Genomic DNA, 14601 nt, shown 5'->3' with positions numbered 1-14601 from the left:
CCTATTTATTTGATGCTTAATTGAATACTTTTCAGCGCGCTTATATTGTTTTCGGTTTTTGCTTCACTTTTTTCTTCATTTTCTTCCGAAGCGGTGATCCGCAAATCGGGCAGTCGTCACCGTCTTTAAAATGGCGGTAGCAGCCGATGCATTGTTTCTGCCAGATGATTTGATCCGAAATCACGCGCTGCGCAACCGGCATCACAATAATTCCCAAACGTGCGGCAATGTTTTGAACCGCAAAATCATCCGTGATTAAAACCGCATCGTCGCCGAATTGTTCTTTGTATTCCAAAGCTTTCGCCAAAATTCCCAAATCCGTCGGCGATAATTTCTCGATGTCTCTCGTCTGCCCCGCCTGGTCTTTAACGACTTCCAAAAACCGGTCTTCGACCGCCTCAACCCTTAAGCCTTCGGCTTTGGCAATGTCGTAGCGAAGAGAAGCTTCGTCGCTTCTCATCTCATCCTCGACCCAAGAGATTGTCACCATTTCAGCGGCGGCAATCGGGCAATTTCCCATAATAAAAACGGCAGAATCCGCAATGTATTTCTTCATTCAATGATTCTCATTAATGATTTTATTCATAATTTGACTCAAGACTTTTCATGATTTCTCATGTTTAATTCATGATTTCACTCATCATATTCAATCCGAATCGGATTTTTGTTTTTGACAAGACTTTTGGCAATCATGCCGTTTTCCATCCAAACGACATTCATAACGAGCGCCGGAATAAAGCAAGTCGGTGTCAGCGGGAAGGTTTGAAGTTTTGCTTCAAGCGTTTCATTTCTGCTGTCCATAATTTGTTCCATCGGAATGTCAAATTCGGTTCCCCAATTTTTGATTTTGGGGCAAGTGGTTTCGATTGAAATATGCGTCGTCATGCCGTCGCTTTTTGCCGTCACTTTGTTGACATGACCGCAGATTGTGTCCATTGTTAATGTTGCCATTTGAAAGCCTCTCTTCTAATTAAATGGTAAATTAATGTAAATGAATGGTAAATAATTGGTGTAAATAAATGGTGTAAATGAATAGTAAATGAATTAAATTAAAATTTAAAGTCATAATTTTAGCTGAATTTGAGCTAAAATAAGATTAAACAATGATAAAAGGATTTCATCATATAAATAGGAATTATTATGAATAAGATTTTGAGACAAATAAAAAAGAATGAAAATGAATCGAAACCGATGAAAAATGAATAAGATTCAAATAGAATGAATGATGTTTTGAGAGAATTAAAACAGTCCGATAATCGCAAGATTCATATATTGAATTATTCGTATTGGATTTTCTATCTTATTACTTCCCTTACATTTAGCTCTCATCGCCGAAAACCTGTACACGAAGGACAGGACCGGCACCAAAAGTATCTAACCCGAATTCATTTCGTTTCGGAAATGAAGTTCAAAATTTTAACAACCCGTATCAGAGGAAATAATTATGAGATGGCAAGGTGCATCCAAGAGAACATACACAGGCGGTAAAAGAATCGCCTCCAGAAGCAAGAGAAAGTTTGAAATCGGCCGCGAATTCGCTGAAACCAGAATCGGTCCGACAAAGAACAAGAACATCCCGACACGCGGCGGCAACAGAAAAGTCAGACTTCTCAGCGACCAGTTTATCAACGTCACAGACCCGAAAACCGGCAAAACCCAGCGCGCAACCGCTGAAAAAGTGACAGCTAACACTGCAAACAAACACTACATCAGACGTAACATCATGACAAAAGGCACAGTCGTCAGAACCGACATCGGTCTTGTGAAAGTCACAAGCCGCCCGGGTCAAGATGGTGTCATCAACGCCGTTCTTTTAGAAGAACAAGAGTAATTTTTTCAAAAAATTACTCATTCATTCCTTTTTTTCTTTTTCTTAAAATTAAAAAATTAAATTTGAAAAGCGTAAGCTTTCTTTTCATCAAAGTTTTTTATCAAAATAAAATACCTGTTTTTTGTTTTTTGTTTTTTTTTCGTTAACCAAATCATCAATTATGTCCTGAGATCTCGGAAACAGCATTTACCAATGCATCGACTTCTTCTTCCGTATTGTAAAGCGCAAACGATGCTCTGGACGATCCGTTGATTCCGAGCGCTTTCATTCCGGGAATCGCGCAATGATAACCGCTTCGGACACAAATATTGAATTTATCCAGGCGCATTGCCGCGGTGTGCGGCTCCAATCCTTCAACATTGAAAGAAACCAGGCCGGCGCGGTTTTCCGGGCCGTAGATTTCAACGCCTTTGATTTCCGAAAGCCGTTTGGCGGCATCTCTTGCCAGCTGATTGTCGTGCGCTTCAACATTTTTAACGCCGAGTTTTTGAAGATACTCAACGGCGGCGCCGAGACCGATAACACCCGGCAGATTCGGCGTTCCCGCTTCAAAACATTCGGGCGATCCTTTTGTCGCAAACCCGCAGGCATCCGCGTCACTCGTCGTCCCGCCGCCGAGAACGGTCGGCTGAACGGTTTCGGGGTCTTTGATGTAAAGAAGACCGGTTCCCTGCGGCCCGAGCAGCCCTTTGTGACCGGCCGCCGCAAAATAGTCGCAGTCCAAGGCTTTCAAATCCAATTCCATATGCCCCGCCGACTGCGCCCCGTCAACCAAAACGGGAATATTGTTTTTGTGCGCGATTCGAATGATTTTGTCAACATTTTGAACCGAACCGAAAACATTTGAGATATGCCCGACAGCAATCATTTTCGTTTGATCCGTAATCATTTCTTCGATTTTTTCGGGATCGACAAAACCTTCGGAATCAATTTCCGCGGCGGAAACCAAAACACCGTTTCCTTTCTCTTTTTGCTTCAGCCACGGCACGAAATTGGAATGATGCTCTGCCAGCGTTGTAATGATGTGATCGCCGCTTTCAAATCCGAATCCGTTTGCAACAATGTTGATGCTGTCGGTCGTGTTTTTTGTCATAATCATTTTTTCAGGCGGCGCATTTAAAAAATCCGCCACGGTTTCGCGGGCGTCTTCAAAAGCGTTGGTTGCCTCAATGGATAAACGATGGGCACCGCGGCCGTAATTGGCGGCGTAATTGTAAAAGAAATCATTCATAGCCTCAACGGCCGGTTTGGGTGTCTGCGTCGTTGCGCCGCTGTCCAAATAAATGACTTTTTCAAGAACAGGAAAATCTTTGCGGATTTCATAAACGTCGTACATGAAAACGAAAACGTGCTTCAAATAAAAAAAGGTAGAGGTCAGAGAAAATGCAAATGAGATCGGATGAAAAAGAAACGAAATAAGAATAAAAGAAAACGGAAAGGACGAACGAAACAATTTAACAGAAAAAAACAATAAACAGAAAAAGACAAACGAAACAATAAACAAAAAAGCAAAAACAATAAACAAAAAAAGACAAAAAACAATAAACGGAAAAAGAAATACAAATGAAAAACGGGAAATAAAATTACCAATAAATCACATAATCCAAAAATTTATTCACATGTTCGGGAACATCTTTTTTAAAGAAATCGGAGTCAATAATCGTATACCGATCATCTTTTTCGTTTAAAATATCGGTTTCAAATCCGAACCAATAAACAACAATTCCTTCGCCGAAACAGTCGGCGTATTCTTTAAACTGTTTTTTCTCGTAATGGCGGTGCTCTTTGAGTTCGCCGAAAAGCGCTTTGCTTTCAATCCAGCAGATTTCACGGCCGTTGATTTTAACGGATTTGCGGAGCAGAAAATCGGGTGTTTTTCCGGCGTGTCCTTCCGCCCGCATTTCATCTTCACAGGTGAAATCAAAATGTTTCTTTTTCAGCCAAAAAGAAATAATGTTCTCGCCGATCCGTCCTTTTTCTTCCTGCAATTGATGCGCCCGCGGCGAAAAGAAATAATCGGCGTTTAAGGATTCGATGAGTTCATTCTGAAGCCGGGCATTTTCGGCCGCTTTCGGATTTTTGTAAAAAGTGCGGATTTCTTTTTTGGAATGACCAAGATTTTCCAAAACAATTGTGGAAATCAGTGTTGACGGATAGTTGTATTTCCGGCTGAGCGTTAAAAAAGACTGACCGCCTCTCCATTCTTTCACCAGCTTGTCTTCTTTTCGTTTAAAGCGGTAATGAGATTTCTTAACGTCCTCGACGACTTTTTGATTCAAAATGCTGGAAAGCGTTCCGCAGCAAACATTGTATTTTTCAGACAATTTTTGAACATCATCGTGGGAATGAAGGGATTCATAAAAAAAATGATACAGTTTTGAATCCATAAATAAAAAATCTCCTGTTTTTGTTTTTCCGGAAATTCGACCGGAACAAATCAAAATATTAAATGCAAAAAAGAAAATGGTTTTTTTGCATTAAAATATTGTGATTTTTACTATTTTTTTATTGCGGAATGAATTTTATTTTGTTTATATATACATTGAAAAAGAATTAAACAACAAATTCATCATCCAAATTAAGTTCCGCCTTAGAATTGGAACGAAGCTGTTCCAAACTTTTCTTTTCATTCATTAAAATTTGAAGATCATTGTCATACGCTTCGTCAATTTCATCTTCTGCTTCATCTTCGGATTCATATTCCGTTGAAACATCATCGGTAATAACATCGATAATATCATCAGTAATAGAATCGGCAACAGAATCAGCAATATCACCGGCAATATCATCGGCAATGTCATCGGTAATAGAATCGGCAATGTCATTGGTAACAGTATCGGCAATCGATTCGTCTTCAAAACCGCTTTCCGGCTTTTCCGATTCCCCGCCGGACAAAACTTCATCTCCGGTCACCAATGATTCATCATAAATTTCAATGACGGGCTCTTCTTCAAACTCAGTCGGCGCGTCAAAAATATCATCCCCCGTTTCATCAAAAACAGGCTCAAACTCGGTTTCAACTTCCGTGAATTCATATTCAAAGGTTTCCGGCACCGGTTTTGTTTGGATTCTTTCGAGAAGATCCGAATGTTCGGCGGCCAGACGTTCTTCACGCTCGGACAGCCACAAGTCATACGCTTCGGCGCGTTTTTGTTTGGCCAGGCGGGCAGCGACATCCGACTTCAGGCGCGCGTCTTCGGCGGCCAGGCGCTCTTCGCGCTCGGAAAGCCACAGATCATACGCTTCGGAACGCTTCTGTTTGGCCAGACGGGCAGCAACATCCGACTTCAGGCGCGCGTCTTCGGTAGCCAGGCGTTCTTCGCGCTCGGAAAGCCACAGATCATACGCTTCGGAACGCTTCTGCTTAGCCAGACGGGCAGCGACATCAGACTTTAAGCGTGCATCTTCGGCGGCCAGACGCTCTTCGCGTTCGGACAGCCACAGATCATACGCTTCGGAACGTTTCTGCTTAGCCAGGCGGGCGGCAACATCAGATTTTAAGCGTGCATCTTCGGCGGCCAGACGCTCTTCGCGCTCGGAGAACCACAGATCATATGCTTCGGAACGTTTCTGTTTGGCCAGGCGGGCAAAAACGGCGGACTGCAAACACGCATCGGCAACAGCCAGGCGTTCTTCGCGCTCGGCAAGCCACAAATCGTGTGCTTCGGCGCGCTTCTGTTTGGCCAGACGAGCAAAAACGGCAGACTGCAAACACGCATCGGCAGCGGCCAGACGCTCCTCGCGCTCGGTAAGCCATAAATCGTGTGCTTCGGCGCGCTTCTGTTTGGCCAGACGGGCAAAAACAGCGGATTTCAGACACGCATCGGCGGCGGCGAGACGCTCCTCGCGTTCGGCAAGCCACAGATCATATGCTTCGGAACGTTTCTGTTTGGCCAGGCGGGAAAAAACAGCGGATTTCAGACACGCATCGGCGGCGGCGAGGCGTTCGTCGCGCTCGGACAGCCATAAATTGTGCGCTTCGGCACGTTTCATTCTTTTCTGTTTAAGTGCTGCCGCTTGAATTAATTCCTGTTCTTCACCTTTGATTTTGGAATTTCTTTCGGCAAGCCATGCCGTATATGCTTCGGCGCGGACAACACTTTTTCCCTCGGATTCAAATGCGGGGCGGCGTTCGTCTTCGGGTTTTGAAACGGAAACCGTTTTTTGAGAAGTAATCAGTTCATCGATTTCCCATAAAACTTCGTCATCGGAAGTGTCCGGAATGAGTTTCTCAAAAAACCGTTCCCGAGAAACGGCCGGCTGTTTCGAATCGTGCGGCGCTTCAGGCCACGGTGCCGGTTCTTTGGAGACGGGCTTGTTTTTGGACTCCGATTCGGCAACCGCTTTTTGAATGCGTTCGCGCCAATCGGTGCGGGAAGCATAATCATCGACCACTTTGGAGTCGGAATCGAAATACATTCCTTTCGGCTGATACCGTTCGAAAGGCGCGTCGGGTTTTGTTCGGGAAGACTCGACATAAGCCTTCTTGACCGATGTCAATTCGTCCCGCTGAACAGACATAAAAAAGCGTTCCGATTCGTTGCCGGAATCGGCTTTTGGAGAACCCTTGGAATCGGTCGGAAGAGCGGAATAATCCTGATAATGAGAATCCTTTGTGTCAGAGGATCCGAAAATGCGGCGAAACTTTGAATCTTTCATGCATTTGAGATACTTTTGTAAAAATATAAAAGTTCCTGCCGAGCCGAAAACATGCCGACAGGAAGTTGTTTCAGACAGAAAGACAACGAAGAGAAATAAATAAAAATTGAAGAAAGTTAAACCAAAAAAGAAAATGAAAAACACAGAAAAGATTGAAACGAAAAAATGAAAAAAAGAAATGAGACGAATGAAAAACGAATGAAAAACGAATGAAAAATGAATGAAAAATGAATGAAAAATGAATGAAAAATGAAACGAGAAAGATGAAAAACGTAACGAAGAAATGAAGAACGTAAACGAAAGAAAGAAAAAATGAAATGAAAGAAGATTGAAAAAATAAAAATGAAAATGAAAGGAATGCGCTTACTTTTTCAGCGCATCGGCAATAATCGGCGCCGTGCTGATACGACTCTGGACTTTTTCAATCGTGTCCGTTCCGATGATGTCTTTAACGCCCGCATTGGAAAGTCTGAGAACCGCATTGCGCGTCAGAACCGGGTGGATACAGGCAACGTAAACATCGCGTGCGCCGTTCTTTTCCAAGATGCTGACGGCTTCGGCCATCGTGCCGCCCGTTGCAATCATGTCGTCCACAATAATAACGTCGCGGCCGGCAATATCCATTTGTTTGTCCGCCATCACGACTTGATCGCCGGCAAGGCGCGTTTTGTCAAAAACATCCCAGTCTAAAGAAAGTCCGTCGGCCATGTTTTCAACCATGTCGCGAACACCTTTGTCGGGCGCAATCAAAAGCGGGCGTTCAAGGCCCAGCCCGTCGACATATCCGGCAATCAGCTTGGAAGCGTCCAAATCTTCCGCCGGACACGTAAAGTAATTGGAAATGCTCTTTTCGTGAAGATTAATCGTATAAATTTTCTTTAAATTCGAAGCCGTTACGGCTCTTGCCATGGCGCGGGCGCTGATTGCTTCCCCGTCCTTGAATTTTTTATCCTGACGCGCATAGCCCATGTACGGGATGACAACCGTAATCGCTTTAGCGGATTCGCAGGCATCCAAAAGCTGCAGAAGCGCAACCAAATCCGAATCCGTTGTCGTGCTTTGAATCAAAACAACATCCGCGCCCGCGACATCCTCTTTAATCTGAACATACTGTTCATTGTCGGGAAAGCGAATGAAATCTGTGATTGTCGGTTTAATGTTCAATTCCGCCGCAACGCGGCAGGCAAGGGCTTGAGAAGACGGGCCGCCGATAATTTTCAATGTCATAACCTCGTTAAATTGTGAAATATCAATTCTAATGATTTTAATAATCCTAATAGTTCTAAAAATTCTAAATTCAGAATGTAAATTGTAAAAAGAAACGTTTCATAAAAATGTTTTCGGCGGATTTTATTTTCAGGGATTTTCCGGAATTTGGGGCAAGAATATTTCTGTTGTTGCTGCTTTTGTTGCTGCTGCTGTCGGCTGCCGCGCGCGAACCGCACCAGTTTCAAAAAATCAATCGAAACGGGAGTTTCATTTATAAGGTATAATTACCGGGGACCGGATTTACGTTTTTTTGATTTCTTTTTTGTTTCCTTTTTCGTTTCCTTTTTTTGCTTCTTTTTTTGTTTTCGAATCAACTTCGCCGATAAAAACAAGCGGCACCTTATCCAGAATATCGGCGGGGATTAAAGAATCGCCTTTTTCTTCAGACGCCGAATCGCCCGCTTTGCCGCAGACATAAGCGCCGCAGCAGGCCGCAGCCGCCGCACTGTTCTTTGCAAGAAGACCGCCCGTAATGCCGGCCAAAACGTCACCGGTTCCGCCGACCGACATGCCCGCATTGCCGGTCGCATTGTAACGCACAATGCCGGCGTTTGCAATCAAATCCTCCCGCCCTTTGACAAGAACGGCGGCACCGAGTTTTTCGCTGATTTCCAAAGCGGCGGATTCAAGTTCATCGGGTAACAATTCTTTTCGGCTCCCGGGCAGATTGATTCCGAAATAAGAAGCCGTTCGCGTCAATTCATGATAATGCGGTGTTAAAACAATTTCCAAAGGTTTTGAAGAAGCATTCGATTGATTGAATTGAATCAAAGCGTCAAAGATTTCGGGCCGAAGCGCGTCGGCGTCAATAACGGCTTTCTTAAAATAAGGAATCAATTGAGCCGCTGCCGACAGGGACTCGGGATTGCTGCCGAAACCGGGACCGAACACGACGCAATCGCAGGACTGAACCAACGGAATCAGCATCGGAACATCTTGTTCGGACAAAAATTCTCCCGACATTTTTTTGACAATCAGTTCTGGTGCAAATGAAGCGACCGGCTCGTAAATGCTCGCCGGGGCGGCAATCGTTACAACATCGGCGCCGGCCCGAAGCGCGCCCTATCCGGCAAGTCCCGGCGCTCCCGAATACGGACCGCCCGCAATGACTAAAACTCTACCGCTGTCACCTTTTTTGCTGTCTGATTTTCGTTTATACAGCAAAGATAATTCGCCCGTGCCGACATATTTTTCCGCGTTTTCGGGAATGCCGATAGGATAAACAAAAACTTCTCCGGCAAATTCGGCGGCCGTTTCGGTTTCAAGAAATGTTTTCATTTTGTGAAAGGTCACCGTCGAATCTGCAATGACGGCCGCCCCGTCAATCGGCGCGGCACCCGTTACCGGCATGCCTGAAGGAATATCAATGGAAAGAACTTTCAAATCGGGCCGGGCCTGTTTTTCGGAACGGATCAAATGAATCGCCGCTTTTTCCAAACCTTTAGGCTCTCCCGAAAATCCGGTTCCGAAAATGCCGTCAACGATGACGGAAAAACCGACGTTTGAGCTGCCTGCTCCGTCTGTTCTGTTTGTTCCGTCTGTTCTGTTTGTTCCGTCTGTTCTGTTTGTTCCGTCCGTTTTGTCTATTCCGTCCGCGCCGTTTGAATCGAAAGAATTAAAAGTTTCAGAGAGTTCCGATTCACTTTGAATTTCAAAAACAGTAATCAAACTTGTTTGTTTCAAAAGCCGGAAATTGATTTGAGACTCTTCGGTTTTGATCCGGCAGCTGTTTCCGAGCAGAAAAACAACGGACCGGATATTTTTGTCCGCCAAATGCCGGGCGGCAACAAAGGCGTCGCCGCCGTTGTTGCCGTGACCGGCGAAAAAAAGGACGAGAGAACTTTCAGGATTAAGTTCGGGATTAAATTCCAGATTTAGCTTTAAAACTGCATCAGCGACGGCATGCCCCGCGTTTTCCATCAGCTGAAGAGGCGTCATACCGATATCGGACGCATTTTTATCGACGGCTTTCATTTCATCTGCTGTAATTGTTTTTTGCCTCAAATTATCGGCCTCCTTGCCGGAATCAAAGTAATTTCAAAAAGCTGCACGATTTGTGTAAATAAATTTGTGTAAATAATTTACAAATAAATAAACAATTTATAATTATTTTATATTTTCATTGAATTTATTTGAAGGTTGCTTAAAGGCGGCAGATGCTTTTTTAAGAACTGCTGCCAAACGGTTTGAAACAAAAATAGGAAAATGCGCCTCGGAAAATGAATGGCTTTAAATATATGATGACAAATTCATGATATACAATTTCCCGCGCAGTCTAAATAAGAAAAAAGCGCGGAATAAAAAGAATGAAGCAAATCATTTGAATGAATGAACGAAATCATGATAAACAAAAAATGCACGGCTTTGTTGACAGCTTTTATGCGGGTATAAAATATCATTAAACCGGCGGTAAAATACCATTAAACCGCGGGCAAAAATACCATAAACCAAAAAGCGGCAAACACGTTATTTTTCTCATAAAAACAAAGCAGCATTCCGACAAAAAAATAAATTTTTGAATTTCAGCTTATCAAATAAACCATTTTATACATTCTGTGAAACAAACTTACGCCGGTGAAACAATCTTACCCGATTAAACAAACCGTTCTGTCTGTTATTGTTTGTTATCTATCTGTTAAAAAGAAAAGGTGATCTTTATGAATCCCTCTCAGAAAAATGTCGAAAGCGTCAAAAAACCCCGACCCGAGTTTTTAATCCTGGGCGGCGGAATTATCGGCTTTGCCGTCGCAAAAGAACTGCGCAAATCCGAAAAGGAAATCACGATTATCGACGTTGATAAAACGCGTGTTGAAACGCTTCGCCAGGAAGGCTTTAACGCGCTGATCGGAGACATTTCCGACCCTGACCTTTACAATGTCATTGACACGCGCAATTTAATCTGCGTGGCCGCGCTCAGCTCCAATGACGATGCCAATACAAAAGCGGTGGCAAACTTTAAAGCCGTCGTTCCCGACAGTGTTAAAATTATTTCCCGCGCGTCCGACACATTAAAGAAAGAAGAAATGATGGGCGCCGGATCCGGATATGTTTTTGTTCCGCCTCAGATTGTGTCAAAAACAATCACGGAATATTTGGATTTGATTGAAACCAAACACATCGGCAACCGTTTGGCGCAGTGGCTGGACGAACACCGCGGCACATCGCTCGGAATCGTTTTGCACGACAACCCGGACCCTGACGCGATTTCAAGCGCGTACGCCTTGACGGAAATTACAAAGAAATATGATATCAAAGCCGACATTTTGTACGACGGAAAAGTCGGTCACCATGAAAACAAAGCTTTTATCAATTTACTGGCGATCCCGATGATTAAAATCCCGGGACCCGAGATTTACGACACCTATGATTCGCTGGCGCTGGTTGACAATTCCATCCCGTCAATTAACAATTCCGTTCCCGCAGACCAGCCGATCGGCATCATTATCGACCATCATTCTTATGCCGACATCGAGCCGTCGGCCGATTTCATTGACGTCCGAACAAATGTCGGCGCTTCCGCAACGATTATGACGAAGTATCTGCAGCAGATGGACATTCCGGTCTCAAAGGAATTGGCAACCGCCCTTCTTTTCGGCATCCGAACGGATACAAATGATTTCAGAAGAAACACAACGTCCGCAGACTTTGCCGCGGCCTCTTTCCTTCACCCGCTGTCCGACCACGATTTGCTGACGCAGGTTGAAACGCCGTCCATGTCCGTTGAAACGCTGGACATTCTCAGCGAAGCCATCCGCAACAGAGAAGTATACGGCACGATTCTGCTGTCCAATGTCGGAACAATCCGGAACAGAGACACACTTCCGCAGGCAGCCGATTATCTGCTGACGATGGAAGGCATTTCCACGGTTGTTGTTTTCGGCATCATGGATGACAGCATTTACGTCTCGGCCCGAAACGAAGACATCCGCGTCCATTTGGGCGATGTGATGCGCGAAGCATTCGGCGACAATGCGGGCGGTCATCCGACAGCGGCCGGCGCCAAGATTCCGCTCGGCGTTTTCAGCTCTGCCAAAGACAAGCAGATTCTTCAAAAACTTGTTGAAGAATCCGTTGTCAAACGCTTCTTAAGCGCAATCGGCGCCGACGAAGACGGAATGGCCGACATTTAAAATAAAACAAAACATGCGACGAATAAAACAGAAATCTTCGGATTTTCTGTTTCTTTTTTAATTTTGGTTTTAAGAATGGCGACGAATCAAAACGACTCTGCAGACAAATTCGAAGACCCGGTTCTGCGTGATTTTTTTGTTACAAAAGACGGACTCATTTTTTCGGTTCCCGATTATTTTCATCCTCCGGAGGGCATCCGCTCGATTTTGAGATACATACCGGATGAAAACGGCCCGCGCATCCGAAAATCGACCGGACGGAAATATCGGAAAGCCGGTTTTGAAGAATCTTTCGATTACTTGAAGGCGCATCATCCGGATTGGACGGGTGAAGTTGCCGTTGTTCCGCGTTAGGAAATTGCTGAAATTTTAAAGCCCAGTGACGCGGTTTCGGATATTATGAGCGGGAAAAGACGGCACCCCGCCGCTTTTGAATTAGTCAGGCGGTTTAAAGAAGCCGGCATTTCCGAGAATGAGACGGGCATTTCAGGATCAATTCTTGCGGGTCTTGAAAATGAAGAATCAGACATCGACTTTTTGGTTTACGGCAAAACCTGGTTTACGGCGCGGGACAAGCTGGCGAAAATGAAAAAAGAAACAAAAAATAAAATGAAAAAAGAAACAAAAAATAAAATGAAAAATGAAATCAAAACAGAAACACACTATTTTGAAAATTCTGAAAAAACCGAATATGAAATTTCCGAATTGGACGAAGCCATGTGGAAAACGGTTTACAAAAAAAGAAAATCGCCGTTTTCATTTGATATTTTCTTCGCTCATGAAATCCGAAAGGGAAACCGCGGCATGATTACCGGCAGCAGCGGGGAGAAATTCTATTTTGATTTGCTTTTTGCCCGTTCAAAAGATCAGATTCAAGAGCCGATTCGGCGCGGAAAAGATACTGAAAAAACAATCATTGAAGCAACAGTTACAAACGATGATTTTGCTTTTGACAGTCCTGCCGTTTATTTAATTGATCACGATGAGATTGCTGAAATTTACAGCTACACACACACTTACGCGGGACAGGCGCTGAAAGGCGAAAAGGTCCGGGCGCGCGGAATCGTGGAAGTGATCGGCAATAAAAAAAGGCTTGTGATCGGCACAACACGGGAAGCGGAAGATGAATGGATGATATCGCTGTCGCTTTTGGAAGAATTAAAATTTAACAGATGAATAATTCTGTGTTGTTTCTGTTTGCATCTGTACTGTTTCTGTTTGCATCTGTGCTGTTGCTTGCATCTGCATTTTATGTTGCTGCTCGCATCTGCGTTGCCGCTTACATTTGTACTGTTGCCGCTTGCATCTGCATTTTTTTAAGCAGCCGTTCGCTGCGCGAACGGGAGAACTGCTACCTTACCGATTCCGTTTGCTGCGGCTGCCTTACCGCATCCGTTCGCCCCGCCGCGCGCGAGCTGCCGGAATGATTGAAATTTTTAAAAAACGCACCCTGTTTTTGAAAATAAAAACAAAACGGTACGATTTTTTAAGCCTTCGGCTTATCATTTTTGAGAATAAAGAAAAGTAAAAGGAACGGGAATCGGATGATTCCTGTTTGTTTAATCTTTAATTTGATCCGCGCTGAACCCGCGTTGGATCAGCACATCTTTCATGCGTCCGAGATGGTTGCCTTGGAGTTCAATCGAACTGTCGCGAATGGTTCCGCCGCAGGCAAATTTTGACTTCAGGTAGGTCGCCAAATCATGGACATCGATTTCGGCGGGATCTAACCCTTCGACAATTGTCACTTCTTTTCCATATCTTCTTCTGTTGACTTTAACGGTAATTCTTTGCTGCTCTTTTGCGACTTCTTCACAAATGCACAACTCTTCGGGTAAACCGCATACCGGACACATTCCTGTACTCATTTTTAAATAAATCCTCCATAACTTTCAAGTTATTAACGGCGTGATTTGAGATCACTTTTTTATTTTTGATTTAATTTTTTGAATAATTATTAAAATCGGCAACGGAAAAATCCGCCGGCGATTCACGGAAATTAAAAACGGTCCAATAATTTCCGATATGTCATATTTGCTTTTTTGGTATTAATACTTATGTCCTTTATGTTTTTTCGAAAAATTAATAAACAAAACCGGAAAAGAAAGGACGCTGATTTCTGAAAAAACAAAAGAGCGGAAGGCAAAACATAAAAAAACGAAAGGTAAAACATAAAAGAGCAGAAAACAAAACATAAAAGAGCAGAAAGTAAAATATAAAAGAGCGGAAAAAAGAGCGGAAAGCAAAATCTAAAAATCGGAAAAAGACGAAGCAAAATTATAATATCATTCAAACCAATTTCTGATTGTTTATCTGAACAATTAAAAATATTAAAAAAGATTGCAGGAGCTTAAAGTTATGGAAGAACTCGCAGGATTCGTCAACGGAAATGTCAACCGCCGGAAAGTTTTGGAAATTTTGGAATCAAAAGGCGCATCAGATCCGCAAAGAATTGCAAAAATCGCCCGCCTGATTCCCGCCGCAACCGGCAAAATTATTGAAGAACTTGAGGCAAGCGGCCTGGTTCAAAAAACAGAAGACGGCAAAATTGATTTAACCGCCGACGGAAAAATTATTATCGATTACATCAGAGCACTTTAAGCATTCACATTTTCAAGATAAGACAAAGCTCAAAACAAAGCGCTTAAAACAAAAATCAAAAAAAAGTGCTCAAAACAAAAATCAAAAAAAACTCAAAACGAAATTAAAACC

General features: G+C 43.6%; 14 protein-coding genes and 1 pseudogene. 6 read left to right on the top strand and 9 right to left on the bottom strand.

Annotation, left to right across the window (positions count from 1 at the left end; all coding sequences use genetic code 11):
* Positions 1–40 precede the first annotated feature (40 nt).
* Together MmiAt1_RS02415 and MmiAt1_RS02410 are read right to left on the bottom strand one after the other, a co-directional pair.
* Entirely contained in the window at positions 41–556 is a 516-nt protein-coding gene (locus tag MmiAt1_RS02415) for an NOB1 family endonuclease (protein ID WP_318785306.1), read from the bottom strand.
* 77 nt (positions 557–633) lie between these two features.
* On the bottom strand, positions 634–951 hold the full coding sequence (locus MmiAt1_RS02410) for a DUF6951 family protein (RefSeq protein ID WP_318785305.1): 318 nt from the start codon (positions 949–951) through the stop codon (positions 634–636).
* A 493-nt stretch (positions 952–1444) separates the two neighbouring features.
* Here MmiAt1_RS02410 and MmiAt1_RS02405 point away from each other — a divergent pair, with 493 nt between their 5' ends.
* Complete coding sequence (locus MmiAt1_RS02405) at positions 1445–1831, top strand: 30S ribosomal protein S8e (protein ID WP_318785304.1); 387 nt, start codon at positions 1445–1447, stop codon at positions 1829–1831.
* Positions 1832–1985: 154 nt separating this feature from the next.
* Here MmiAt1_RS02405 and MmiAt1_RS02400 read toward each other — a convergent pair whose 3' ends face one another.
* From MmiAt1_RS02400 to MmiAt1_RS02375, 6 genes and pseudogenes are all read right to left on the bottom strand, one after another.
* Positions 1986–3167, bottom strand: coding sequence for a cysteine desulfurase (locus MmiAt1_RS02400; RefSeq protein ID WP_318785303.1), 1182 nt, complete (start codon positions 3165–3167; stop codon positions 1986–1988).
* A gap of 247 nt (positions 3168–3414) precedes the next feature.
* Complete coding sequence (locus tag MmiAt1_RS02395) at positions 3415–4218, bottom strand: TPD domain-containing protein (protein WP_318785302.1); 804 nt, start codon at positions 4216–4218, stop codon at positions 3415–3417.
* A 166-nt stretch (positions 4219–4384) separates the two neighbouring features.
* Complete coding sequence (locus MmiAt1_RS02390; protein ID WP_318785301.1) at positions 4385–6490, bottom strand: coiled-coil domain-containing protein; 2106 nt, start codon at positions 6488–6490, stop codon at positions 4385–4387.
* 363 nt (positions 6491–6853) lie between these two features.
* Positions 6854–7711, bottom strand: a complete 858-nt coding sequence (locus MmiAt1_RS02385; RefSeq protein WP_318785448.1) for a ribose-phosphate diphosphokinase — start codon at positions 7709–7711, stop codon at positions 6854–6856.
* A 288-nt stretch (positions 7712–7999) separates the two neighbouring features.
* Positions 8000–8809, bottom strand: a pseudogene (locus MmiAt1_RS02380) (NAD(P)H-hydrate dehydratase); the annotation flags it as partial.
* 12 nt (positions 8810–8821) lie between these two features.
* Entirely contained in the window at positions 8822–9763 is a 942-nt protein-coding gene (locus tag MmiAt1_RS02375) for an NAD(P)H-hydrate epimerase (protein WP_318785300.1), read from the bottom strand.
* A gap of 653 nt (positions 9764–10416) precedes the next feature.
* Here MmiAt1_RS02375 and MmiAt1_RS02370 point away from each other — a divergent pair.
* The 4 genes from MmiAt1_RS02370 (at position 10417) to MmiAt1_RS02355 (ending at position 13316) form a co-directional block, all read left to right on the top strand.
* Positions 10417–11889, top strand: a complete 1473-nt coding sequence (locus tag MmiAt1_RS02370) for a DHH family phosphoesterase (protein ID WP_318785299.1) — start codon at positions 10417–10419, stop codon at positions 11887–11889.
* Between the two features lie 75 nt (positions 11890–11964).
* The gene (locus MmiAt1_RS02365; RefSeq protein ID WP_318785298.1) at positions 11965–12243 is read left to right on the top strand and encodes a hypothetical protein; all 279 of its coding nucleotides are present in this window, start codon (positions 11965–11967) and stop codon (positions 12241–12243) included.
* A 45-nt stretch (positions 12244–12288) separates the two neighbouring features.
* Entirely contained in the window at positions 12289–13065 is a 777-nt protein-coding gene (locus MmiAt1_RS02360) for a nucleotidyltransferase domain-containing protein (protein ID WP_318785297.1), read from the top strand.
* Between the two features lie 8 nt (positions 13066–13073).
* Entirely contained in the window at positions 13074–13316 is a 243-nt protein-coding gene (locus MmiAt1_RS02355; protein ID WP_318785296.1) for a hypothetical protein, read from the top strand.
* Between the two features lie 132 nt (positions 13317–13448).
* On the opposite strand, the gene yciH is transcribed toward MmiAt1_RS02355, so the two are convergent.
* Positions 13449–13757 (bottom strand): stress response translation initiation inhibitor YciH, encoded by a 309-nt coding sequence (gene yciH / locus MmiAt1_RS02350; protein WP_316559669.1) that lies wholly within the window; start codon positions 13755–13757, stop codon positions 13449–13451.
* Positions 13758–14247: 490 nt separating this feature from the next.
* Between yciH and MmiAt1_RS02345 the strand changes: the two genes are divergently transcribed.
* A complete protein-coding gene (locus tag MmiAt1_RS02345) occupies positions 14248–14490 on the top strand; it encodes a transcriptional regulator (RefSeq protein ID WP_318785295.1) in 243 nt (80 codons plus the stop codon).
* The last annotated feature ends 111 nt before the right edge of the window (positions 14491–14601 follow it).

This window comes from Methanimicrococcus hacksteinii (assembly GCF_032714515.1).
Lineage (GTDB): Archaea > Halobacteriota > Methanosarcinia > Methanosarcinales > Methanosarcinaceae > Methanimicrococcus > Methanimicrococcus hacksteinii.
The sequence above is the reverse complement of the archived record's forward strand: the minus strand, read 5'-3'. Positions and strand labels throughout refer to the sequence as shown.